Genomic DNA, 24,483 nt, shown 5'->3' with positions numbered 1-24,483 from the left:
AAAATATATAGTCAAATTAAGCTCGTATAAATCTTTTAGGAGCTATTTAAGAAGAGTTTATATTTTAGATATGTGCTGGCTGATGTACATTGTTTCTAATTTTTATAAAATTGTTGACTTAGGAAAACAAGTTTAGATTTTACTTAATAGAACTGCTTTAAACACATTCTATTTTTTGGTACATAATATCTCAATTTTGAGAGATTTTAGAACAAATAAAAAAATAATTTGGGCAATCATATCTTTATACAGCTAATGCCCTATATATGATGATTTTTAAACACGTTCATAGGTAGTGGTACGTTCTACTGGTATCCGCCCTATATCTTCTATAATTTCAATCATCCGTTCTCGAGGTAAATAATCTCCGTCTGATGCACCTGCAGCTATAGATATTTTATCTTCCATCATGGTGCCTCCTAAATCATTTGCCCCGCAGTGTAGAGCTATTTGTGATGCCCTAATACCCATTTTTATCCATGAAACTTGAATATTGGGCATGTCTCTACCAAAGAGAATCCTTGCAATTGCATGCACTTTCAGATCCTCCATTCCGCTGGCACCTTCTGATATTTGGCCCAGTTCATTGTTTTGATTTAAGAATGTCATTGGGACGAGTTCTGTAAAGCCCCCTGTTTCACGCTGTATATCTCTGAGTATCATCATGTGGTCAATACGGTCTTCCCATGTTTCTACGCTGCCGTACATGATGGTGGATGTGGTTGGAATGCCTAAACTATGGGCTTCTTTAATTATGTTCACCCATTCGTCTGTTGTGACCTTTTTAGGACATATTTGTTCTCTTACAGAATCTACAAGGATTTCTGCAGATGCACCTGTCATGGTGTCCATCCCTGCTTTTTTAAGGGCCTTTAAAGCATCATATGTGCTTATTTCCGATGATTTTGCGGTCTGATAAATTTCTACAGGGGACAATGCGTGAAGACAGATATCATATTCTGACTTGATCGTACTGATAAGATCACAGTAATAGTCCACTGTCATGTGGGGCATAATGCCGCCGAATAAGCAGATTTCAGTGGCCTTTATGTCTTTTGCTTCTTTAATACTTTCCAGTACTTCTTCGGTTGTCATTTCATATCCAATATGGTCTCTAAAAGAGCAAAAAGCACATCCAATCATGCAGTGATCTGTAATATCTATGGCTTTGTTGGCGACGAAGGTAACCTCATCACCTACAAGTTCCTGGCGCAACCTGTCAGCAGTATCAAATAACTGGAATGGATTTGAATCTACAAGCTTTAAAGCGTCTTCTTTTGTAATTTCTCCAGCAAGTGAGCGTTCATATATGTCTTCCATCATTAAATCCACCTATTTTCGCATTTTTCACTATCTTATTCCTGAAATTAATCTTTTTTAAACGGGTTTATATCATGTGATTATTGTTTATAAATATTGTCTGTCAAAAAAAATTATGCGAGTGTTATTCTTTATAAAATATATTTATTTTAAATAAGTAAAAAATTAGGTACATGGTTAAAATTTTAGGATTTAACCATGATTTTATCAGTTTTAAACTTAACCAAGGCCTACAGCAGTTTCTTCGTAAGGCTGAATAATTACAAAACCATTGCCTCTAAAGGCCATCTGGAATGTTTCGCCGCTGCTTCTACCTAGTAATGTACCTAAATTCACATCTGTTTTGTAGTCAATGGATAATCCGTCAGACCATGCTACTGTCGCATTTGGATCAGTATAAACTGGCCTGTCGGGGGTTACTGCAAGTGTTATGGGAGTATAATGAGTTGTTATGGCTATCATTCCATATCCCTGGAGTCTTATATTGAACATTCCTCCGGACATTGAACCAGCACCCGACATCATTTTAATATCCCAGTCGATGTTTTCTTCAAATGCAAGGATATCGTTTCCATTTACATATAACCTGCTGCCTTCAAGGTTTAGAATGGTTACTCTTTTACCGTCATCGGCGAGAAATACGTTTCCATATCCTGATGCGGACATAAGCTTACTGCTTTCACCGCTAACTTTTTTCATTATAAATTTATCAATTCCCCCTTCAAGGGAACTCTGCTTTTTAAATTTCACTTCACCAGTGTAGGCTACCATAGATCCCAGTTTTGCCCAAACTTTACCATTAAGATTAACATCAAGCAGGTAATCGTTTTCAAGTTCGAATATTTCATTACCTTCGAATTTTTCAGCAGTTCTGTCTAAAAACGCTTGAACTGAGTATTTACTTGCGTAATTGGTGTTTTTTTCAACTTTTGTTTCTAATTCTTCTTTTGGAGCGGGTTCTGTTTTTCCACCGCAATCTGGGCAAAAATTAGCTTCTTCAACTATTACATTGCATTCAGGACAGTATTTTTCAGATGAAACTTCTACAGGTGTTTCTTCAGCAACCAGGATTTCTTCTACCTTGCTACCGCACTGCGGGCAAAATTTAGCTTCCCCAATATCTTCTCCACAATTTGAACAATTCATATGACCACCTTTCCTTTTCAGTTAGTGCTAACTGGTGATTAATTGATTAAAGTACTATATAAATACGTCACTCAGAAAAATTATAGATTTTTTACTATTTTAATAAATTAAAAATAAATACTTCATTAATTAGATTATATTATTAATTCATTAATGGAATAAATGGCAATATCCACTTCTTTTGATAGAATATTTTCGATAGCTGTATTAAATGGTTTAAAGGCCCTGTTTGCATGTTTAAATTTAACATATCTTGGGTTTTCCATTTTTTAAGCATTAGCAGAGTATTATTGTCTTCAGTTCTATCATATAAATTATAACTAATACAATCTGGCTCTAAATGAGTAGATCGAATTAGATTTTTTTTGTGTTTGATACAATTTTTTCACAAAGTTTAGCTGTTTTGGCAGTTACCATAATCATACATTTCATCTCCTTTAAAATATTTCTTTAGATAATGATTGTTATATTCATATTTAGAACAGTCTCCAATGTACTTTTTTAACTAGATCGCCTGTATAAATGCCGTTGAAATTTTATATTTTTGAAAAAAAACCCAAACTTTATATACTATAATATATAAGATCTCGATATATCTAAAATTGATATATCAAAAAACAATATATCTGAAAATGATATAAGAGGAGACCATGAAAATAGTTGAAGGTTTAAAAAATTATTTCTCTGACAAGAAACAGAATAGTCCATGCCACAGTTGGAATTTCGGCAATCATTGGTATGTTGTTTAATGTCATAGGCCTCTGTGATCGCTTAGCTTTATTTGCGGCAGCCATAGGGTTCAATGTACTTAGAATGAGATATTTGCCTTAATTTTAATATTTTAACGCTCATACCCAGAATGTTATGTAAATAATATTGCTTCATTTTCATTTGATTACTGGTTAAGTAAATTGCATTTTTTTTAAGATAAATCCCATATAATCAATTAAAACTACAATTTAACATAAAGTATAACTCACGCACAGGATCATGGACATGTAAAAATCGCAGATTTTTACGGTCACAAAAACCGAAGTTTTTGTGAACATGAGCGTATTTTAAAATAGTATGCAGTATTATTAGTTAGAAGGATTCAAGTTGAATAATTTTTTCTAATTAAAAGAGTAAATGAATTCAAAAATAGTTAATTACATTTTTTGTGACATAAATTTAGTATTTAGTTTGTTTTTTGTGGAAATCTAATGCATTTAAAGCAAATCGCGAATAAGCAGCAGCAGGACCACCGCCCATTTCTATAGCTACATCTATAGTTTCAAATATTTCTTCATCGGATGCACCCGCCAAATAGGCTTGCTGTACATGCCATTCAATACATGGTTCGCATTTAATAACAATGGAAATGGATAATGCCATGAGTTCCTTATGTTTTTTTGAGATATTACCCTCTTCAAAAGCTTTTTTTTCTAATTCAGTAAAGGAGTCATAAACATTTGAATTTTTTGAAAATCTAATTTTTAACTGTTTTCTGTTGATTGTACTTTGAATAATTTTATCTTCATCAAATTTCATAGTTTTTCCTCTTATAAATCGTAAAAAAGAAGTGGAAAGTTTTATATTTTAAATCAAACCACTGAAAAACCGCCATCTACAAAAATTGTCTGTCCTGTTATATACGAAGACGCTTCTGATGACAGGAATATGATGGGTCCGTTTAATTCTCCTTTTTTAGCCGGACGATTGAGAGGCACGACATTGCTGTATCTTTCCAGGAATTCTTCGGATTTGAAAAGTGTGTTTGATGTCATTTCGGATTCAAAAAGAGCGGGAGCGACAGCATTTACAGTAATTCCATATTTTCCATATGAACATGCCATACCCATGGTTAAACCACGAACAGCTGCTTTTGATGCATTGTAAACGTGGCGTATGAACATTTCGCTTTTATCACCGGCAATAGAATTGATGGAACTTGTGTTTATGATTTTTCCATAGTTATTTTCCATCATGTGTGGAAGGACATATTTTGAAACCAGGAATATGCCCTTTACATTTACATCCATCCCTTTATCCCAGTCTTCAACACTTAAACTATGGACGCCACCGCGAACTGCAATACCTGCATTGTTTAAGAGGATGTCTATTTTTCCAAAATATTTAATTACTTCATCAATTGCATTTTTAACGCTTTCTTCATCGGCAACGTCACATTGAACCGCGAGAGCTTTCACTCCTGTTGATCCGATTTCTTCTGCTAAGGACTCTAATTTTTCTTTTCTCCTTGCTAAAAGGGCTACATCAGCACCTTCTTGTGCGTATGCCCTTGCTGCGTCTGCTCCAAGACCACCTGAAGCACCTGTAACAACTGCCACTTTTCCTTTTAAGTCGAAATAGTTTTTCATTTCATTTCCTCCGAATAGGTATGCTAAATTCATACACAGAAGTAATTATTTATTTGTTATAGTTATAATTAACTAATAGATTAGAAAAGAAATTAAAATTGCATTAATATATTAAAATTACATTATAGTATGGTGTAATTTTAAATAAAATTGAATATTTTATGTAATATTTTCATTATTTAATCATAAAAAGTTTAAAATTGTAAAATAAATTTTTCAAATAAGTAAACAGATGTGGATTGCTATAGTTATCCTGTTAATATTTTATCGCTGCTGAATAAACGCTGATATCCATTTCCTCTGCTAAAATATCTTCTGTGGCTGTACCAAATACTTTGAAATGTTCTGTTTGCATATGTGACTGTAAAAGTTCAAAATTTTCCCATTGTTCAAGCATTAATAAAACATTCTTATTTTCAGTGCTTGCATATAAATTGTAACTGATACATCCAGGGTCTAAACGACTTGATGTGATTAGATCTTGCGCTTTTGCAATAACATTGTCTCTTTCACCTGATTTGGCTGTTATTTTAGCAGTTACCATAATCATGTTCTCATCTCCTTTAAAGAATTTCTCTATTTGATGTTTCAAATATCTTTGTTAATTGTAATAGCACTATCACAATATATAAACATAGCGAATGCTCTCTTTGTAATTAAAGAAATATTTTTTAGATACTGTTCTCTTTGAAATTGAGTATTCCACTAAAAAGTCTTATAAATGAAATATACAAAAATTGACATTAAAAATAGAGTATGGGAGATGTTACTTACTGGTTATATATTTAAATTAATTCTATGTTTTATAGTAATTACGCAAATCATTTTTTATAGACATGAGCCATGTAAAAAGACAAAAATGAATAGAATCTAAACCTCTGAAAATATCAAAAATAGATGAGAGATTAGAATCACTTTGAAAAGTTCCTTTGAATGGATCCATGTGATTTTAGGGTGTTATAAAATTTTGTCATTGTTTTTTGGAATTTTTCACCCTCGGATGCAGAGATCCATTCAAATCTGAATCTATCTCCATCTATTCCGAATTCAGGGATCAATTCTTCCAGGAATTTGGCTCTTCTTCTCCATTTGTAGTTTCCAGCATCGTAATGACAGTCTCCAATGTGGCATCCGCCCACGAACACACCATCGGCTCCTTCTTTGAATGCTTTGAGTATCATGGATGGGGTAATTCTCCCTGAACACATGACACGGATAATCCTAACTCCTGGAGGGTACTGCATCCTGGCAGTTCCTGCAGTATCTGCTCCGCCGTAACAACACCAGTTACAACAAAATCCGATTATTTTAGGTTCATTTTCAGACATTTTATCACCTTAATTTTAGTAAAACAGTTGCTCCTTATCTATTCTTTTTCAGGGCTGTAAAGAGGCGGTAGTTCTTCACTCATACCTGCTATAAATCCCGTGTTATCCCTGTATTTTTTCTGCATTCTATGGAAAATACGGGCCACTGGGATTTCCATGGGGCACACATCTTCGCACTGACCACAGTTAATACAGCTGTAACATACATGTGACAGTCTAACTCCCTGGAAAGTAAGAGGGTCCGGCGGGGTGTTTTCTGAATCTTTATAGAACTCTTTTTCCAGTTCACATTCGCGGCAGTAACAAAGGGGGCATGCATCTCTACAGGCGTAACATTTGATGCACCTGTTCCAGTATTCATCCCATTTCTCAATGGATGGATAATTTTCTTCCAGATATTTATCCTGAAATTTCCTGGCCATTTTTATCATTACACTTTCTACTTTCTCCCGTATAGCTACAGCTTTTTCTGATGGAGATTTAACTTCTATGTATCCATTTTGTTTTGCATTTTCCACAAGTTCCTTTCCTTTGGGGGTTATTATTTCTACAAAGGTCCATCCAGGTTCGGTTCCCCAGTTTCCACAGGCAATATCTGCATTGCGGGGAATCATTTGTTCGCATCTTTGACAGTTCACCCGTCTTCCGTAGCCTTCGTCTTCAAGGTCATCAATTTTTAGGTCTTTATGACTACCATCCTTGAGTTCAATGATGAATTTACCCTTGTCAATCTCCTCCTTCACCACATCGGCAGGGTCGGTTTCGTAAAATAGTTCTATCATTTTACGTGCGGTAACTGGCAGCACAGTGCCCCCACAATTGAGACCTATCTTATAAATTTTGTCACCATCAATTTGGTGCCTATTCTCCAGTTCTTTGATAGCCATGGCATCACATGGTTTCACAGCCGCCGCTAGCCGTATATCCTGTAAATATTTACTTATTAAATCTCCAAACATGGTCGGTGCACAGTGTAAAGATCCACCTGTCTGTGCTAAATCATTTGAATCTTCAATTAAGTTGGGAATGCCATCGTAAATATCTTCTCCATGGCTCAAGTTTAAAACTCCATCAACTAGATTGCTATCAAGAACATATTTGAAAATTGAACTTACCGCACCTCCACATTCCCCTTTTTCCAGTAAATTTTCATCTTTTGCTCTGACCAGTAAGTATTTAGGGTCCATATTATCACCTTATAAATCTATACCCAATTTTTCTGCAATTTTTTGAATAATAGTTACATCATCTAGGGCTTTTCCTGCTACAGGAACTACCTGTGGGATTTTTTGAATATTGCCTGTGCAGTTGGTAAATGATCCGCTCTTTTCTGCCCAGAAAGCGCCGGGGAGAACTATATCCGATATTAGAGCTGTATCATTGAGGGTGGTAGTTTGTGTGATTAAAAAATCTAGGTTTTTGAAGGATTTTTCTGTGTAAGAGGCAGGATCATCCCCAACAACATATAATAATTTCACCCCTTCAATAAGGGTTTTCAAATCATCCTTATCTAAAACAGGCAGGGTATTCATAGCCCCTCGGGAGTTACAATCATCCATTACTAAAACTATTTTAGAATTTGAATTTGAGGCAATTTGATAAAACTCATCTAATTCTTGTTTATGGTCTAATTTGCCTACAATAATTATAGAATCCTCATTCAGTTTACTCTGAACTTCAAAGCTTAGATTATCCAGAAATTCTTTGATGGATTTAATCTGGATGTATTCATCTGCATTTATACCTGTGGTGGTTTTATCAGGATAATCTGCAGCGATTATTTCGGCGCCATTCTCTTTGGCCCGTATTATTCTCCGCCCCATCAGTGGATTCTCTTTTAATATATCGCCTATTATTAGGATAAACTGGGAATTCTCCACGTCATCAAAACTCCCAGTTTCAAAATCAAAATTGGAAAAATTATGGTTGTTGTAGCCAATGTTTTCCACGCCCAGAGCATCAGCAAATTTCTTTAAAATTTCACATTCTTCATTGGTGCAGTTTCCAGAGGCAATAATTCCAATTTCTTCTCCTTTAAGGGATTTTATTTCTTTAACAGCCATATTTAAAGCTTCTTCCCAATCAGAGTCTATTAAACTTCCCTTTTTTATGAGGGGGAATGTTAATCTGGTCTTTTCACTTAAAACTTCAAAACATTTTCGCCCTCGCGAGCAGTTTTTCCCTTCATTTATATGGTGTCTTTTGTAGGGGTAGGTTCCCACCACTTCCTGATTTTTGGTTATGAGGTTTATTCCACAACCTACACTGCAGGATGGACAGATAGTGTGTGTCATTTTCATCATTTTTTTCACCTTTACTCAATTTCAAGTATTACAGCTTAATTTGTCTTATACTGTCTTCTTTGAATCAAATTTTATTTAAAAGCATTTTAATCCAAATTCTCAAATAATAGCTATTGTTATTTAACACCATCCTTTGAGGACAATTTCCGAAATTTCAGTTGTATGCGCGTTATTTGTGGTGTTAATTAGTATTTTGATGTCTTTAGTTTCATTTAACATGTTATTCATTGTGTTTATACTCTTATCTATAATCAAAGCCGATAATTCCTCAGATATGCTCTCTAAATTTGTATTTTTGTCTTCAAATTTGATTAATCCATGAATTTCGAAATTAAGGGGCATTTTACCAACTGCAGACACTGTACAAACATATTTCAATGTTTTTTCATCTGTTTTTACATAATCAATATTCCAATCTAAGTTCAGATCAAAATTAGAATTCTTGGGATTTTTTTTCGGTCGGACCATTTTGATCTTACTCACGTAAACATTTATATTTGTACTACATGTCGTCATTTTTATATTACCTCCAAAAGGATTTAGTCCTTTTATGCTACCTCCGATGATCAAATCATCATTAATCCCTGATTAGAATTTCTGATAGCTGTTCATTTGCACAGTTTTGTAGGTATTGGTAAATCTTCGTGCTTGTATCAATGCTTCTTTAAACTCATTGGAATATGCTTGTATGTAATTATAAAAGGTGAATATCTGGTTTTTAAGTTATTCCGGTGGTTTTTATTTTTTTTTATACTACTATGTTGCCTTTGTGTAAAATCAGGGAGTATTTTTATCCCGATTTCATCTTCTTTCTAATTTAAGGCCATCTGAGGCCTTGCTATAAATATTTTTTTGAACTTTTATCATATATAAACATACCGAATGTTCTGTTTGCAATTATTAATAATTATAGATCAGAAAAGCATGTTAAATTTGATGTATTTAAATAATGAAAAGTATCAAACAGACTTTAATAAAATAGATGGGCAGTACCTTGAATGTAATTTTATATCCTATCTTCAAGTTACAGCTTAAATAAAAAATAGTTTACGTATTAAAAGAAGTGAATAATTTTTTTTAATGAGTAAATCTTATTTTGAAATATAATCCCATAAATGATCTATATTAGAATTCATTCTTACTTCTAGCGGCATTTCAGGTATTCCTATCCACATTAAAACTGTTCCTACCATGGTAGTTTGGATAACTGTTGCAATTTCTGTAGAGTCAACATCCTTTCTTATACAGCCTTTAGCTTTACCTTCATCTAGTACATCTGTAATGAGGTTTAACAGGTTATAGTAAAATTCTGTGTAGTGTTGACTTATTATTTCATATTTCTGAACACCTTCAAATAATAACAGGTGTAAAGTCCTGTAATCTATTCTTTCAGAGCCTTGGCATAATTGTGTACATGCGTTAATGGTTGCATCGTCCCCTACGATGGATAATATCATAGTTTTTAATTTTTCTTTAGGGGTGCCTGTACAATTTCTAATTTGATTTATGACTGAACTAAAATAATCAAATATGTATTTTTCAATTACTTTCACAAGTAGAGTATCTTTACTGTCGAAATGATAGTAAAATCCTCCAGTGGTAATATCTGCTGCTTTCATAATTTCGCTCAATGAAACATCAGCAAATCCTTTTTTTAGAAATAATTTAAAAGCTTCTTCCATAATCCTAGATTTCGTGTCCATGTATGCATCTCATATTAATTTGACTTATAAACTAATGTATATTTCATATGGGCATATAAACATACCGACTATTACCTTTGTGATTGTTAATAACTGAAAATGATGGAAATTTAAAAGAAGAATACTATTTTTAATGGGTTAAGCTTATTTTGAAATATAATCCCACAACTGTTCTATACTGGAATTTATCCTTTCTTCTAGGGGTATTTCAGGCATTGCTATTCCCATTAAAACTGTTCCTACCATGGTAGTTTGGATAACTGTTGCAATTTCTGTAGAGTCAACATCCTTTCTTATACAGCCTTTAGCTTTACCTTCATCTACTACATCTGTAATGAGGTTTAACAGGTTATAGTAAAATTCTGTGTAGTGTTGACTTATTATTTCATATTTCTGAACACCTTCCATCAATAACAAGTGTAAAGCCCTGTAGTCTATTTTTTCAGAGTTTTTAGATAAATGGGTTTCTCCTATAAGGGATAATATCATAGTTTTTAATTTTTCTTTAGGGGTGCCTGTACAATTTCTAATTTGATTTATGACTGAACTAAAATAATCAAATATGTATTTTTCAATTACTTTCACAAGTAGAGTATCTTTACTGTCGAAATGATAGTAAAATCCTCCAGTGGTAATATCTGCTGCTTTCATAATTTCGCTCAATGAAACATCAGCAAATCCTTTTTTTAGAAATAATTTAAAAGCTTCTTCCATAATCCTAGATTTCGTGTCCATATTTTCTCCCTTTTATAGTTTAATAATAAAAGTTATATATGTGTTACTGATCATCTAATGACAATCAAATTAAAATATTGATTAAATAATAATAGAACAATTTAATAAGTTTATTCTGCGGCATTTAAAACTCTAAATACATTTGGAATGTTTATGGAATGGATATGGTTTAAAATATGTAGATTTAGTATATAAAATAATCATTACATTTTACTTTAAAGCATATTTTATAATGATTTAATTGGATTAAAATATATTAATATAATCTGAAAAAATCTTAATTTAATTTCATAAGCTTAGTAGATGCATGATTCTTGAATAAAGAATGTGTTGATTGATAATTGTCGTTTATCCTGATTAATTTTGACAAAAAAAAATTTGAAACTTTTTCTTCACCCCAATTACCTAGAGAACGGTCTCTATGAATATTTATTATTAATCATTGCAAACAGAACATTCGGTATGTTTATATATCATAACTCACAATCCTTACTCAAGAGTTAAACGAGGTGAATTAAAATGAAAGGATTTGCTATGTTAAAAATAGGAGAGACTGGATGGATAGAAAAAGACAGACCAAAATGTGGTCCAAGGGATGCTATTGTTAGGCCAACATGTCTAGCACCATGTACTTCTGATGTTCACACTGTCTGGGAAGGAGCAATAGGTGACAGACACAACATGATTTTAGGACACGAAGCTGTAGGGATAGTAGACGAAGTGGGAACTGAAGTCAAAGACTTCAAACCTGGTGATAGAGTAATTGTACCAGCTATAACTCCTGACTGGGATTCGGAAGCCGTGCAGCGTGGTTTCCCTTCACAAACAGGGGGAGCATGTGGAGGTTGGAAATATTCTAACTTTAAAGATGGGGTATTCGGTGAATTTTTCCATGTTAATCTCGCAGATAACAACCTGGCACATTTACCAGAAGGAATGTCCCAGGAAGCAGCTGTCATGATCACAGATATGATGAGCACTGGTTTTATGGGGGCTGAAAATGCAGGAATTGAACTTGGAAGTACGGTAGCCGTTCTTGGTATCGGTGCAGTTGGGCTTTGCGGTATAGCTGGTGCAAAACTCAGGGGTGCTGGAAGAATATTTGCAGTCGGTACCAGACCTGTATCCGTTGAAGTAGCCAAAAAATACGGCGCTACAGATATAATCAGCTACAGAGATGGAGATACTGCAGAACAGATCCTTGATGCAACCGATGGAGAAGGTGTTGATGCAGTAATCATATCTGGTGGTGGTCCTGATATCCTAATAGATGCATGTAAAATGGCTAAAGCAGGATCGAAAATTTCCAACAACAACTACTTTGGTAAAGGGGAAGGAGAAAAAGATACTCTGCCACTATGCCGTGTAGGATGGGGATTTGGTATGGCAGACAAAGATATAATTACTGGTCTTTGCCCGGGTGGAAGAGTCAGGATGGAAAGACTGGCAGATCTTATAACATACGGACGTATGGACCCTGAGTTACTGGTAACCCATAAATTTAAAGGTTTTGATAAAATAGAAGAAGCTCTTTTGCTGATGAAAGAGAAACCTAGGGACTTAATTAAACCAGTCGTCCTTCTAGAATAGGTGCCAATTCAATTTTTTATTTTTAATTTTAAAATTAAAGGGTGATAATATGAAAATAGCAATAATTGGTGGAACAGGTGGGCAAGGATTGGGAATCGCCATACGTTTTGTGCAAGCTGGAGAAGATGTTATAATAGGTTCAAGAACAGCTGAAAAAGCTGAAGCTGCTGTAGGTAAGGTAAAAGACCTTTTGGGCGGTGTAGATAATATTAAAGCTGCTGAGAATGCTGATGCTGCAGTAGAAGCTGAATTATTGGTTTTAACCGTACCATTAGCTGCTCAAAAATCAACTTTACGTTCTATTAAAGAAGGAGCAAGCGGTAAAATATTATTAGATGCTACAGGACCTCTAGAATCAGCCATAGGTGGATCTCCTATTGAATATGTTGACCTATGGGACGGTGCAGCAGCAGAAAGATCTGCTAAAATCTTAAAAGATAGCAATGTGATATGTGCTTTTAATAATATCAGTTCTGCGGCTTTAATGGACTTTAAAGAACCAATTGACTGCGACTGCCTTATTTCTGGTGATGATGCAAATTCTAAGGCAGTTGCTTCTGAATTAATTGAGAAAATTCCAGGTGTCAATGTAATTGACTGTGGACCCTTAGAAAGAGCTAAAATAATAGAAAAGATTACTCCTCTCTTGATTGGTTTAAATATACGAAATAAAACTCAATTTGGGGGAATCAGGATCACTGGTTTAGCTAAATAAAGTACAAATTACCACTTCACTAAAAGGGGATAAAAATAATGAAATTGGAGAATAAGGTAGTACTTGTTAATGGTGCGAGCTCAGGAATACGAAATGAAGTTGCCAGACTTTTTGCAAAGGAAGGTGCATCAGTTGTTGTAGTTTTAGGAGCAGATGAAAAACTGGGAGATGATATCAATCAGATTAGCGACAGCAAAAAAATTATATTTGTTTCTGCAGGCGATGATAATGAAAATATCCAAAGTGCAATCAATGCTGCTGTAAATGAATTTGGAAAATTGGATATAATACTTAATTGTGCAGGGATAGCAGACATCATAACTCCAGTTTTGGATATCGGGGAGGGAATTTGGGAGATAGATTTTAGTGTTGATGTGACAGGTGCTATTTAAATGGATTTGGCCATAATTAACCTTTAAACAGTGCATAGGGCATCTAAATTAATTTCGCTCAATACCGCCTCCGATGCCCTATTTTTTTTTAATCGAATGAAAAATTAAGATCTGGAATAGGGGATATAAACTTAAAGAAATAAGAGGTTACATGCTTTAATTAGCATAATTACTGGGAAAACTAATTTTATTGATATAATTTAAAGTGATTTTATGTTAAGTGATCTGCAGGAAATCGAGCGGCTTAAAAAGGAAAAAAATGCAATAATATTAGCTCACAATTATCAAACTGGTGATATACAGGAAATTGCAGATTTTGTAGGAGATTCACTTGAACTCTGTATAAAAGCATCAGAAATAGATGAATCCGATATTGTAGTTTTCTGCGGGGTCGATTTCATGGCAGAGACAGCAGCAATATTAAACCCCAACAAAAAAATATTGATTCCAGATACTCAAGCAAAATGTCCAATGGCATGCATGCTTAATGCAAAAGATGTTAAAAAGTTTAAAAAAATGTATCCGGATACAGCTGCAGTTCTTTATGTTAATACGCTGGCTGAAGCTAAGGCGGAAGCTGAAATTTTATGTACTTCTTCAAATGCAGTTAAAGTAGTGGAAAGCATTCCTCAAGAAAAAATACTCTTTGGTCCAGATAGAAACCTGGCATGGTACGTCTCTAAAAAGGTGAATAAAGAGATTATACCTATGCCTTCACAGGGATACTGTTACGTCCATAAATTGTTCGATTTAGGAGATTTACATTTTTTAAGAAGTAAATATCATGATGCAGAGATACTGGTCCATCCAGAATGCGATCCTGAGGTGCAAAATTTTGCAGATAATGTTTTAAGCACAGGAGGTATGATTCACCACGTAGCTAGATCACCTAAAAAAACATTTATTATATGCACTGAAGTGGATATGGTCACGCGCTTAAAACGGGAAAATCCTGATAAAACATTCATTCCGGCTCTAAATGATGCAATTTGTGAGAATATGAAGTTGTATACAATTGGGAATGTTAAAAATTGTCTTTTAACTGGAGAATATGTGGTTGAAGTTGATAAAAACATAGCAGAAAAGGCAAAAGTGGCAATTAAGAGGATGATTGAAGTTTCTAAAAATTAATGATTAAATTAGAAGGTGTATAAAATGAATGAAACCACGCTCCATGAATTCTTAGAAATGGAAGAAAGTGAAGATTTGTATTTGGAGTCTAATTCTGAAAATTTAACTAAGGAATACCCGCGCAGTGTTATGGTTGCAGGGATCCTGGGATGTGGTGCCATAGCAAGTATAATAACTAATTCTGCTGCAAAAGGGGAGCTGAATGCGGATCTAAAATTTTTTCATGACATGGATATGGAAAGGGCTGAAAACTTAGCATCTCAAGTGGATGGAATCGCAGTTGAAGATGTAAATGATATGGTAAACAATGTGGATCTTGTAATTGAAGCTGCATCTCAGGATGCAGTTGTAAAAGTTGTCCCCCAAATCCTTAAAATGGGAAAAGATGTCATTATAATGAGCATGGGAGCTTTAATAGATCTAGATTTTAGAAATTATTTGGGGAAGATAGCTGAGGAAAACAATTCCCGAATATATGCACCTTCTGGGGCTGTTGTTGGGTTAGATGGTATTAAAGCAGCTTCTATTGGGGAGATAAATGAAGTGAGTTTAGTTACCCGCAAATCTCCGGAATCACTTGGGATCTCAGTAGATACTGAAACAGTGTTATATGAAGGTAAAGCGGGGGATGCAGTACGTAAATTTCCTGCAAACATTAATGTGGCCGCTGCATTGAGCATTGCGTATGGTAAAGAAGTGGATGTGAAAATCATAGCTGACCCTAATGTGAGCCGGAACTGCCATGAAGTCTGTGTGGCAGGTGATTTTGGCAAGTTCCGGACCATTACTGAAAATGAGACCTGTGCTACAAACCCAAAAACAAGTCTTTTAGCCGCATATTCTGTGGTTAAACTAATTAAAAGTCTAAATAAAAACCTGAATGTTGGGATATAAATTAATTCATAGTTTTAAATACTTATTTTGGGATATTAACTCTTATTATTTGAATATTAGGTTTTTAAGCCGGCATATATTGGATATAAGACTTTTTTTAATTTTTTTATTTTTATTAGATTGAATCCTATTTCATGTATCATTTAAAGAATCTCATGGGATTCCATAAGTTTAAATAATTGATTGGATGATTTTCATGTAATATTATAATAAATTAAAAAAAAATAGTTGATTTGGAGCATCAATTGACAATATTATTACATTATAAGTAATTTGATGTGAAAAAATGTTGTTATATTACATGGATGTATCAGAACTTGACTTTAACAGAATAAAGAGTTCTGTATCAAAGACAAGAATAAAAAAATCCAGCAGATATTTTCACAAAAAAGATAGAAATTTGTCTGTTGGGGTGGAAGTCCTGTTAAACCATGTTTTAGATAAAATTGGCATCAGTAACCCCATATTTGATATAGATAAATATGGTAAGCCCTATTTGAAAAACTATTCTGATATACATTTTAATCTTTCACATTCTGAAAAATATGTGGCATGTGCAGTTTCTGATTCTCCAGTTGGTGTTGACATTGAATACGTTCAGGATATTGATTTGAGTTTAGCGAAGTATTTTTTTTACGGCACTGAGTATGAGTATATTTTAAATAATAACAACCAAAAGAAAGCTTTTTTTGAATTATGGGTATTAAAAGAGAGTTATATGAAAATGACAGGCTTAGGATTTAGGCTTGCTCTTGACGAATTTTGCATACAAATTAATGATCAAATAGAACTGATACACAGAGAAAATACTGGCAGTTTTGGGCTTTGGAACATTTGTGGAGGTGATTATATGCTTGGTGTATGCTCACAAAGTAGAATCACTGAACCTGCTCTAATAAATCTGCAGGATATTGAAAATGTAATAGGAGATTAAAAGACTGATGGAGTGGATATTTATGGACTGCTTTGATTTGTCAAATGCACAAAAAAGGACTATTATAACGGAAATTAGTAAACCCGGTAATGAAGCGTATATTCTTTCATTTAAATCTAGATTTTCACTGGAAGATGAAGACCATGTTAAAAAAGCTTTAAGCATTTTAATAAGTGGAAATCTTCATTTACGTATGAAAAAGGATGAAAATATGAATTTCAGGCAGTACTATGCTCCTGAAGAAGATGGTTTATTTTCATATGAGGATATGTCAGATAAAAGTGAAGATGAAATTAATGCGTTTATCGATGAATTTGCGCAAGAACCATTTAAAGGAATCTTTGACACACCACTCTATCAGTTTACACTCCTGAAAACGAAAAAAGAATCTGTTGTACTGGGCCGTACTCACCATATCATCATGGATGGAAGTTCTGTAGGTATTTTTACCAAAAACCTGGAAAATTGTGTCCTGGCTTTGAAAAAAGGAGAAGAATATCAACCATCTAATGTTTCATACGAGGAGTACGTCAAAAAGGAAAATGAGTATCTCTCAAGCAAACAGGCGAAAGAAGATGAAGAATTCTGGCTCTCTAACCTGGAAGGATATTCAAAAGATTGGTATTCCTCAGATGATCTCGGCATCCGCAGGAATTATTTTTACTTAGATCCACAATTGACAGAAAAATTAAAAGAGTTATCTGTAGTTGACGGTGTAAGGATATCTCCATTTGTACTTGCATTATCTGCTGTATCATTATACTTTGCAAAAAGCACATGCAGCAGCGAAATGGTCTGGAACAGCGTATATCATGGCCGGGATTTTGGAGAAGAAATACATGATATGATGGGCATGTTTGTAAACATGATGCCCCTTAAACTCGATTATAACAAAAAAAGGACGTTTAAAGAGGTTTTACTGTACACAAAATCTGTCCTTAAAAACGGATTGGCCCATGGAAAGTTATCTTTCAATATGTACGGTCCAAAACTGCAGCAAAAGGGCATAGACCCTGCAATGTTATCCATGTATTCTATGGTGTCAAATTCAACGGATTCAAATGTAGAATATTTATTTAATAATTCTAAAAGTGAATTTCCGTTCCATATCCGTGTGAACCCCTCATTAAATGATAAAGACGGTTTGCAGCTTTTTGAAATCGAATATAATAAAGACTGCTTTTTGGATGCACAAATTGAGCATATGGTAGAAAATATAAAAGCTCTGCTTTATGATATCTCAGATAATCCAGATAAGACTTGTGATGAATTTGAAATAGAAACAAGTGAATTTTATGAAGCTGAAAGATATTTCAAAGATATGGTGCAAACCAGCGAGGGTGCAACTGCTATATCGCCGGATATTAATGGTAAAGAAGAAGATGGATCTTTAAAAGAAAGCTTCATTTTACTAAATAAGTCAGATATTGAAGAATTTTGTATAGTTAATGGAATTAGTTCTAACGGCCTGTTTTTAGCAGCTACCCTATTTGCTTTGGGTAAATTTGTATTCAGTAAAGACATTCTAATTTCTATTGTTTCTAATTACATTAATATAGGTCAGGAACTGCCTCTTGCTGTAAATATTGATACAGACAAAACTGTAAATGATTATTTAAAAGATGTACAAAATTCCCTTCTTGAAGTTGTAAATTATGATTATTATCCCTTTACAAGGATTTCCAGCAATAATTATGTTCTCCCTGAATTTTTATATGTATTTGGGTTGGCAGGCAGTATAAATGAAGGAAATTTAGAACTTCCTAAGTTGACAGTTTCTATTGAAGACAGTTCTGATGAATTTAAAATAATTTCTCACTACAATGACGCTCTCTACAGTGAAAATGTAATTAAAACGTTCATAGAAAGTGTTAAAATCCTTATAACTAAGCTAACACAAAATCCACACACGCTGCTTAGAGATATTTCTATTTTGCCTGAAGATGAAAAAGAAGCAGACTTCAGAATAAACATGGTGGAAGAACCATTACTAAATAAACTCTTTGAAAAACAGGTAGAGCAAAGTAGGGATGAAATTGCTTTAATTGCTGAAGACGGTGAATTTACTTATGATGAATTAAACAGAAAAGCCAATCGTATAGCAAACGCATTGATTAAGCGAGGGGTAGAAGTTGAAGATAGAATAATGTTCATGCTAAAACGTGACAGTCGCCTCATTGCTACTATGCTTGGTATTATGAAAGCAGGCTGTGCCTTTATTCCTGTTGACCCTGAATATCCCGAAGAAAGAATAAATCAGGTTCTTGAGGATAGTGATGCAAAATACATTATAACTAAAGCAGATTTACCTAATGCATTAGATGTGGATGAATTACTTTTAGAAGAAAATGAAAAAAACCCCAATCCCGAATTAACCCCTGAAAATCTATGTTACCTGATTTATACTTCTGGTTCGACAGGAAAACCTAAAGGGGTAATGTTAACTCATGGAGGTATCACTAATTACGTTTCTCCAGACCCTCAGAATATTCCTATCCATGCTCTTGTGACCAAAGCAAGTAAAATGATATCTATATCAACTGTATCATTTATTGTGTTCCTGCGTGAGACTTTCGCAACTATTATGAATGGTATGCCTGTTATACTTGCAAATGAAGAGCAGGCAATAAACCCTATAGCGCTTTCAAAATTATTTGAAGAAACAGGGGCGGACGCGTTCGGTGGAACACCTACCAGGCTCTTACAATACTTAGAAATTGAAGAAATTCAGAAAACATTGCCTAAATGTAATGTGATAATTGTAGGGGGTGAAACATTCCCTCCACAGCTTTACAACGTACTTTCAAAATACACCTGCGCTGAAATTTATAATTCCTACGGCCCGACTGAGATTACAATTGCATCGCACGGAAAACTCATAACAAGCGACGATATATCTGCTGGTGAAACTCTTTTGAATGTCACGGATAAGATTATGGACATGGATGCGAATCCTTTGCCTTATAATGTTGTGGGTGAACTATATGTGGCCGGTGCAGGAGTTGCCAGAGGTTACTGGAATAATGAGGAACTCACTAAAGAGAGATTTATCATGCACAACGGCCTCCGCTATTACAACACGGGGGATCTGGCAAAAAGGGACAGTACTGGGGAATTATACGTTTTAGGCAGAATGGATAACCAGATTAAGCTTAGAGGTTTAAGGATTGAGCTTGGTGAGATTGAAAATGCAATTAGGGAATGTAATGGAATTAAAACTGCATTTGCGCTGGTCAAGACAGTGCATGACAATGAACATTTATGTGCATACTTTACCGAGGATCATGAAGTTAATGTCAGTAATTTAAGAAATACACTTGTGAACAAACTGCCAGCTTACATGGTTCCATCTTATTTTGTTCGAATGGACAGCTTCCCTATGACTCCGAATGGGAAAACTGATTTAAAGAACTTCCCTGATCCTGAAGAAGATCATTCGGGGCTTGATGAGGTCATAGCCCCTGGCACTGATTTAGAAAAAGATATTTTTGATATGTGTTCAGAAATTCTAGATACAACGGATTTTGGTGTGATAACTGATTTATTCAGGTTAGGTCTTACTTCATTATCTGTTCTTAAGCTGGTAGCTAAAATTTCACAGAAATTTGGAGTTACAGTTAACGTAACCAATATAATGAGGGCTAAAACCATACGCGAGATAGCAAAGGAAGTTTCATCTTCATCTGCTGTGGAAGAGAAACACTACCAGAAACAGGAATTTTATCCGCTAACCCACAATCAGTTAGGTGTATACTTCGACTGCGCTAAAAATCCTGAGAAATTAACCTACAACCTGCCTAAATGCATAGGTTTTGGGAATGATATTGACCCTGAAAAACTTAAAGTTGCTTTATTAGACATTATTGAGAAACACCCCTACCTCAAAACAAGGTTTGTTATGAGGGACGGTGAAATTTATCAGGAGCGGCGTGATGACATTGATGTGGATATAAAAATTCATGAAGGAACAGTTGATGATAAAATTAAAAATGAATTTATAAAACCGTTCTCTTTATATGATGGGCCTTTATTCAGGTTTGAAATTTATAAGAATCCCGATGAAATTTGCCTGCTGGCCGATTTCCACCATATCATTGTGGATGGTACTGCTTTAAATATTCTATTTAATGAGATTGGAACAATATACGGCGGCGGTATCGTGGACACGGAGAAATATGATGGGTTTGACCTGTGTTTGGAGGAACTTGAAGTAGAAAAAAGCCAGTTATACTTTGATGCAGAATCTTATTTTGAAAATAAGATAGTTGAGTTTGACAGTGCAACAGTTATTTCTCCAGACTGCAGTGGAAAAGAGGAAGAAGGCCAGATGGGAGAAATCAGTGTTCCTGTGAATAAATCTGAGATTGAAAAATTCTGTAAAGACAATGCAATTACTCCTAACAACCTATTTTTAGCAGCAACTGTGTTTACGCTCAGTAAATTTGTTTATAACAAAGATATTTTAATTTCTACCATTTCAAACGGCAGGAGCAACCCTCAGTTCCAAAATTGTATTGCAATGATGGTAAAAACATTACCTATTGCATTAAATATAAACAGTGATCTATCCGTGATAGATTATTTTGATTACGTGGAAAATGTATGGCTGGACGTACTGAAATACGACTGCTATCCATTTACAAAGATTTCTGATAAATATGATATGTTTCCTGAGTTCTTTTACGCATATCACGGAAAAATTATCGAAGATATAAATATAAACAACCGCACCATAGGACGTGAAAGTCTGGAATACGAAGCACTGAAATTTAAGTTAAGTGTCAATGTTATAGACACTGATGATAACTTTAACATGCTTTCACAGTACAATGACGCGCTTTACAGTGAAGATCTTATTGAAACATTTATGCACAGCATTAGCATCGTTTTAGATAAATTAATAGAAAATCCACAGGCTTTACTCAAGAATATCTCAATTGTAGCTGAAGAAGATCATGAAGACTTCAAGATAAAACCTGTGGAAGAAAAATTACTCAATAAGCTCTTTGAAAAACAGGTAGAGCAAAGCAGGGATGAAATTGCTTTAATTGCTGAAGACGGTGAATTTACTTATGATGAATTAAACAGAAAATCCAATCGTATAGCAAATGCATTGATTAAGAGGGGAGTTCAGGTTGAAGACAGAATAATGTTCATGCTAAAACGTGACAGCTGTTTAACTGCTTCGATGCTAGGTATTGTGAAAGCAGGTTGTGCTTTTATCCCTGTTGACCCTGAATATCCTGAAGAAAGAATAAATCACGTTCTGGAAGACAGCAGTGCAAAATATATTATAACTAAAGAAAACTTGCCTAATGCATTAGATGTGGATGAATTACTTTTAGAAGAGAACGAAGAAAATCCAGATCCTGAATTAACTCCTGAAAATCTGTGTTATCTAATTTATACTTCAGGTTCTACAGGAAAACCTAAAGGTGTAATGTTAAAACACGAAAATATAACCAATCTCATTTCAGATCATCCAGATAACCAGTTTATTCAGGATATAGTCAGTAGAGTAAATATTTCATTATCAATAATAACAGTAGCTTTCGACCCGTTTGTACAGGAAACATTTATTCCACTTGTGCATGGAATGACTTTTGTACTGGCCAATGATGAGCAGACAAAGAACCCCTTAGAGCTTGCCAAGTTATTTGAAAAAACTAAAGCAGAATTATTTGGTACAACTCCTTCTAGACTGCTGCAGTATTTAGAGCTTGAAGATATACAAAAAGCAATGGGCTATTGTAGGGCAATAATTATAGGGGGAGAAGCATTTCCTTTACAGCTCTGGAATGCCCTGTCAGAATATGATAAGTTAACCATATTAAATCAATACGGCCCAACTGAAACTACAGTTGGATGCAACGTAAAAATCATTTCAGATGGGGATATCAATGTAGGTAAACCTCTCTTCAACGTGGTTGAAAAGATCATGGATATGGACGGCAACCCTTTACCTCAAGGTGTTGTAGGTGAGTTATACATTGGAGGTGCCGGAGTTGGTAGGGGTTACTGGAATAGAGATGAGCTGAACGGTGAAAGGTTCATTGAAATTAATGGTGTGCATTATTATAAATCTGGAGATTTTGCTAAACTGGAGAAAAATGGTGAAGTATCTATCTTAGGTCGTTTAGATAACCAGATTAAACTTCGAGGCCTCAGGATTGAAATTGGCGAAATTGAAAATTCAATTTCGGAATATGAAGGGATCAAATCTGCAGCGGTAGTAGTTAAAAAAGTGCATTCTAACGACCATTTATGCGCTTACTTCTCAGCGGACTGTGAAATTGACAGTGATGATTTAAAAACGGAATTAAAGAAGAAATTAACCAAGTATATGGTTCCAACAGTGTTTATGCAGCTTGATGAACTACCTCAAACTCTTAACGGAAAAACGGACCTAAAATCACTTCCAGAACCAGTCCTGGCGGAAAGAAAATATGCTGCACCTGAAAATGATGTTGAAAAATTCTTTGCAGAAACATTTGCAGATATACTGGGCATGCCTCAAATAGGTGCAACTGATGATTTCTTTGAATTGGGAGGCACATCTCTTCTGGTGACTAAAATCACCATTGAAGCCATGAACCAGGGATATGAAATAAAATATGGTGATGTATTTGCACACCCAACTCCTCGTGAACTGGCGGATTTCATAACTGGGGCAGAAGGATCTGTAAGTGAATCTGTAAAAGAGATAACTGAATATTCGTATGATGCTATTAATAGGGTTTTAAGTGAAAATACAATTGATAATTTTGTAAATGGGGAAAAAGAAGAGTTAGGAAATGTTTTACTTACAGGTGCCACTGGATTTTTAGGAATACACGTTCTGCGTGATTTTTTAGAAAATGAAGAAGGATCTATCTACTGCATGCTCAGGAAAGGGAGACGTACAAGTGCTGAAGAACGTTTAAAAGCTCTTTTATTCTATTATTTCAGTGAAAGTTATGAGGATCTATTTGGTTCAAGGATTCATATAATTGAGGGAGATATTACAAATAAACATGACTTTGAAAAATCTTTAGAACTTCCAGTAGATACGGTGGTTAATTGTGCAGCAAACGTGAAGCATTTTGCTTCCGGAACTCAAATTGAAGACATCAACATAGGTGGAGTTGTTAATGGAGTTGAATTCTGCCTTGAAAAAGGCTGTAAATATGTACAGGTTTCAACAACCAGTGTCGCAGGAGAAAGTGTAAATAATGTCCCTCCGTTAAATACCATATTTGACGAACAAACGTTGTATATCGGCCAATCTCTGGATAATAAGTATCTCAGCAGTAAATTCATAGCTGAGCGTGTTGTACTGGAAGCAGTTACAAAAGGGCTTAAAGGTAAGATTATGCGTGTTGGTAACTTGATGGCAAGGCACTCTGACAGTGAATTCCAGATTAACTTCGAGACCAACGGGTTCATAAACCGTTTAAAAGCGTATGGTGCAATTGAAAAAATACCTTACTCTGTTTTAGGGGGAGAAACTGAGCTCACACCGATAGATAGTGTTGCAAGGGCAATTTTAGTCCTGTCAAGAGCCCCTAAAGAGTGTGTCGTGTTCCATGCTTATAATAATCACAAAATCTACATTGCAGACATTATAGAAATCATGAATTCGCTTGGGTTAAACATTTTCGGTGCAGAAGAAGATGAATTTAAAGCTGCTTTTGCACAGGCTATGGACGATGAATCAAGAGAAGAAGCAATTTCCGGGCTTGTCACTGCTATGGGTATGGGTAAAGGCAAAGGCCGTGCACTTGTACCGGTTATAAATAATTACACAATACAGATAATGTACCGTTTAGGGTACAAATGGCCTTTAATAAGTGATGAATACATCGCGATGTTTATAGAATACCTTAAAGAGATGGATTTCTTTGATTATGAACCAAGAGGGGTTAAACTTAAAGCTTAATAACCTATTCACTG

Annotated in this window: 20 protein-coding genes; 7 read left to right on the top strand and 13 right to left on the bottom strand. The window is 34.7% G+C overall.

Features of this window, described 5'->3' with window-relative positions; genetic code table 11:
• Nucleotides 1-276: 276 nt before the first annotated feature.
• From cofH to ASJ80_RS14395, 13 genes are all read right to left on the bottom strand, one after another.
• The gene (gene cofH, locus ASJ80_RS14450; protein WP_069585790.1) at nucleotides 277-1,323 is read right to left on the bottom strand and encodes a 5-amino-6-(D-ribitylamino)uracil--L-tyrosine 4-hydroxyphenyl transferase CofH; all 1,047 of its coding nucleotides are present in this window, start codon (nucleotides 1,321-1,323) and stop codon (nucleotides 277-279) included.
• Between the two features lie 216 nt (nucleotides 1,324-1,539).
• A complete protein-coding gene (locus ASJ80_RS14445) occupies nucleotides 1,540-2,466 on the bottom strand; it encodes an AIM24 family protein (protein WP_083241081.1) in 927 nt (308 codons plus the stop codon).
• A 134-nt stretch (nucleotides 2,467-2,600) separates the two neighbouring features.
• A complete protein-coding gene (locus ASJ80_RS17735) occupies nucleotides 2,601-2,732 on the bottom strand; it encodes a hypothetical protein (RefSeq protein WP_255360729.1) in 132 nt (43 codons plus the stop codon).
• 402 nt (nucleotides 2,733-3,134) lie between these two features.
• On the bottom strand, nucleotides 3,135-3,260 hold the full coding sequence (locus ASJ80_RS17730) for a hypothetical protein (RefSeq protein ID WP_255360728.1): 126 nt from the start codon (nucleotides 3,258-3,260) through the stop codon (nucleotides 3,135-3,137).
• 376 nt (nucleotides 3,261-3,636) lie between these two features.
• Nucleotides 3,637-3,996: a carboxymuconolactone decarboxylase family protein gene (locus ASJ80_RS14435; protein ID WP_069585789.1), complete on the bottom strand. Its 360-nt coding sequence runs from the start codon at nucleotides 3,994-3,996 to the stop codon at nucleotides 3,637-3,639.
• Between the two features lie 53 nt (nucleotides 3,997-4,049).
• Nucleotides 4,050-4,826, bottom strand: coding sequence for an SDR family NAD(P)-dependent oxidoreductase (locus tag ASJ80_RS14430; protein WP_069585788.1), 777 nt, complete (start codon nucleotides 4,824-4,826; stop codon nucleotides 4,050-4,052).
• 256 nt (nucleotides 4,827-5,082) lie between these two features.
• Nucleotides 5,083-5,376 carry a putative quinol monooxygenase gene (locus ASJ80_RS14425; protein ID WP_069585787.1) on the bottom strand — a complete coding sequence of 98 codons (294 nt, stop codon included), beginning with the start codon at nucleotides 5,374-5,376 and terminating at the stop codon, nucleotides 5,083-5,085.
• Between the two features lie 361 nt (nucleotides 5,377-5,737).
• A complete protein-coding gene (locus ASJ80_RS14420) occupies nucleotides 5,738-6,154 on the bottom strand; it encodes a hydrogenase iron-sulfur subunit (RefSeq protein WP_069585786.1) in 417 nt (138 codons plus the stop codon).
• A gap of 38 nt (nucleotides 6,155-6,192) precedes the next feature.
• Nucleotides 6,193-7,341 carry a Coenzyme F420 hydrogenase/dehydrogenase, beta subunit C-terminal domain gene (locus ASJ80_RS14415; RefSeq protein WP_069585785.1) on the bottom strand — a complete coding sequence of 383 codons (1,149 nt, stop codon included), beginning with the start codon at nucleotides 7,339-7,341 and terminating at the stop codon, nucleotides 6,193-6,195.
• Nucleotides 7,342-7,350: 9 nt separating this feature from the next.
• Nucleotides 7,351-8,457: a molybdopterin oxidoreductase family protein gene (locus ASJ80_RS14410; RefSeq protein ID WP_069585784.1), complete on the bottom strand. Its 1,107-nt coding sequence runs from the start codon at nucleotides 8,455-8,457 to the stop codon at nucleotides 7,351-7,353.
• Nucleotides 8,458-8,577: 120 nt separating this feature from the next.
• The gene (locus ASJ80_RS14405) at nucleotides 8,578-8,973 is read right to left on the bottom strand and encodes a pilus assembly protein (RefSeq protein ID WP_069585783.1); all 396 of its coding nucleotides are present in this window, start codon (nucleotides 8,971-8,973) and stop codon (nucleotides 8,578-8,580) included.
• Between the two features lie 575 nt (nucleotides 8,974-9,548).
• The gene (locus ASJ80_RS14400; protein ID WP_095652112.1) at nucleotides 9,549-10,160 is read right to left on the bottom strand and encodes a TetR/AcrR family transcriptional regulator; all 612 of its coding nucleotides are present in this window, start codon (nucleotides 10,158-10,160) and stop codon (nucleotides 9,549-9,551) included.
• Between the two features lie 144 nt (nucleotides 10,161-10,304).
• Nucleotides 10,305-10,895, bottom strand: a complete 591-nt coding sequence (locus tag ASJ80_RS14395; protein ID WP_095652111.1) for a TetR/AcrR family transcriptional regulator — start codon at nucleotides 10,893-10,895, stop codon at nucleotides 10,305-10,307.
• 519 nt (nucleotides 10,896-11,414) lie between these two features.
• Between ASJ80_RS14395 and ASJ80_RS14390 the strand changes: the two genes are divergently transcribed.
• The 7 genes from ASJ80_RS14390 to ASJ80_RS14360 all read left to right on the top strand — a co-directional run bounded on the left by ASJ80_RS14390 (nucleotide 11,415) and on the right by ASJ80_RS14360 (nucleotide 24,469).
• Nucleotides 11,415-12,485: an NAD(P)-dependent alcohol dehydrogenase gene (locus ASJ80_RS14390; protein ID WP_069584004.1), complete on the top strand. Its 1,071-nt coding sequence runs from the start codon at nucleotides 11,415-11,417 to the stop codon at nucleotides 12,483-12,485.
• Between the two features lie 49 nt (nucleotides 12,486-12,534).
• Nucleotides 12,535-13,200, top strand: a complete 666-nt coding sequence (gene npdG / locus ASJ80_RS14385) for an NADPH-dependent F420 reductase (protein ID WP_069584003.1) — start codon at nucleotides 12,535-12,537, stop codon at nucleotides 13,198-13,200.
• A 38-nt stretch (nucleotides 13,201-13,238) separates the two neighbouring features.
• Nucleotides 13,239-13,592, top strand: coding sequence for an SDR family NAD(P)-dependent oxidoreductase (locus ASJ80_RS14380; RefSeq protein ID WP_069584002.1), 354 nt, complete (start codon nucleotides 13,239-13,241; stop codon nucleotides 13,590-13,592).
• Nucleotides 13,593-13,805: 213 nt separating this feature from the next.
• Nucleotides 13,806-14,723: a quinolinate synthase NadA gene (gene nadA, locus ASJ80_RS14375; protein ID WP_069584001.1), complete on the top strand. Its 918-nt coding sequence runs from the start codon at nucleotides 13,806-13,808 to the stop codon at nucleotides 14,721-14,723.
• Between the two features lie 129 nt (nucleotides 14,724-14,852).
• On the top strand, nucleotides 14,853-15,617 hold the full coding sequence (locus tag ASJ80_RS14370) for an aspartate dehydrogenase (RefSeq protein WP_069584005.1): 765 nt from the start codon (nucleotides 14,853-14,855) through the stop codon (nucleotides 15,615-15,617).
• A gap of 286 nt (nucleotides 15,618-15,903) precedes the next feature.
• Nucleotides 15,904-16,551, top strand: a complete 648-nt coding sequence (locus tag ASJ80_RS14365; RefSeq protein WP_069584000.1) for a 4'-phosphopantetheinyl transferase family protein — start codon at nucleotides 15,904-15,906, stop codon at nucleotides 16,549-16,551.
• A gap of 22 nt (nucleotides 16,552-16,573) precedes the next feature.
• A complete protein-coding gene (locus ASJ80_RS14360) occupies nucleotides 16,574-24,469 on the top strand; it encodes a non-ribosomal peptide synthetase (RefSeq protein ID WP_069583999.1) in 7,896 nt (2,631 codons plus the stop codon).
• Nucleotides 24,470-24,483 lie beyond the last annotated feature (14 nt).

The organism is Methanobacterium bryantii (genome assembly GCF_002287175.1).
Taxonomy (GTDB): Archaea; Methanobacteriota; Methanobacteria; order Methanobacteriales; family Methanobacteriaceae; genus Methanobacterium_D; species Methanobacterium_D bryantii.
This window is presented reverse-complemented; position numbering and strand designations above follow the sequence as displayed.

Coding starts and splice junctions, on each gene's coding strand:
- cofH (WP_069585790.1), bottom strand. CDS start 1,323: ATGATGGAAGACATATATGAACGCTCACTTGCTGGAGAAATTACAAAA.
- ASJ80_RS14445 (WP_083241081.1), bottom strand. CDS start 2,466: ATGAATTGTTCAAATTGTGGAGAAGATATTGGGGAAGCTAAATTTTGC.
- ASJ80_RS17735 (WP_255360729.1), bottom strand. CDS start 2,732: ATGGAAAACCCAAGATATGTTAAATTTAAACATGCAAACAGGGCCTTT.
- ASJ80_RS17730 (WP_255360728.1), bottom strand. CDS start 3,260: ATGGCTGCCGCAAATAAAGCTAAGCGATCACAGAGGCCTATGACATTA.
- ASJ80_RS14435 (WP_069585789.1), bottom strand. CDS start 3,996: ATGAAATTTGATGAAGATAAAATTATTCAAAGTACAATCAACAGAAAA.
- ASJ80_RS14430 (WP_069585788.1), bottom strand. CDS start 4,826: ATGAAAAACTATTTCGACTTAAAAGGAAAAGTGGCAGTTGTTACAGGT.
- ASJ80_RS14425 (WP_069585787.1), bottom strand. CDS start 5,376: ATGATTATGGTAACTGCTAAAATAACAGCCAAATCAGGTGAAAGAGAC.
- ASJ80_RS14420 (WP_069585786.1), bottom strand. CDS start 6,154: ATGTCTGAAAATGAACCTAAAATAATCGGATTTTGTTGTAACTGGTGT.
- ASJ80_RS14415 (WP_069585785.1), bottom strand. CDS start 7,341: ATGGACCCTAAATACTTACTGGTCAGAGCAAAAGATGAAAATTTACTG.
- ASJ80_RS14410 (WP_069585784.1), bottom strand. CDS start 8,457: ATGATGAAAATGACACACACTATCTGTCCATCCTGCAGTGTAGGTTGT.
- ASJ80_RS14405 (WP_069585783.1), bottom strand. CDS start 8,973: ATGACGACATGTAGTACAAATATAAATGTTTACGTGAGTAAGATCAAA.
- ASJ80_RS14400 (WP_095652112.1), bottom strand. CDS start 10,160: ATGGACACGAAATCTAGGATTATGGAAGAAGCTTTTAAATTATTTCTA.
- ASJ80_RS14395 (WP_095652111.1), bottom strand. CDS start 10,895: ATGGACACGAAATCTAGGATTATGGAAGAAGCTTTTAAATTATTTCTA.
- ASJ80_RS14390 (WP_069584004.1), top strand. CDS start 11,415: ATGAAAGGATTTGCTATGTTAAAAATAGGAGAGACTGGATGGATAGAA.
- npdG (WP_069584003.1), top strand. CDS start 12,535: ATGAAAATAGCAATAATTGGTGGAACAGGTGGGCAAGGATTGGGAATC.
- ASJ80_RS14380 (WP_069584002.1), top strand. CDS start 13,239: ATGAAATTGGAGAATAAGGTAGTACTTGTTAATGGTGCGAGCTCAGGA.
- nadA (WP_069584001.1), top strand. CDS start 13,806: ATGTTAAGTGATCTGCAGGAAATCGAGCGGCTTAAAAAGGAAAAAAAT.
- ASJ80_RS14370 (WP_069584005.1), top strand. CDS start 14,853: ATGGTTGCAGGGATCCTGGGATGTGGTGCCATAGCAAGTATAATAACT.
- ASJ80_RS14365 (WP_069584000.1), top strand. CDS start 15,904: ATGTTGTTATATTACATGGATGTATCAGAACTTGACTTTAACAGAATA.
- ASJ80_RS14360 (WP_069583999.1), top strand. CDS start 16,574: ATGGACTGCTTTGATTTGTCAAATGCACAAAAAAGGACTATTATAACG.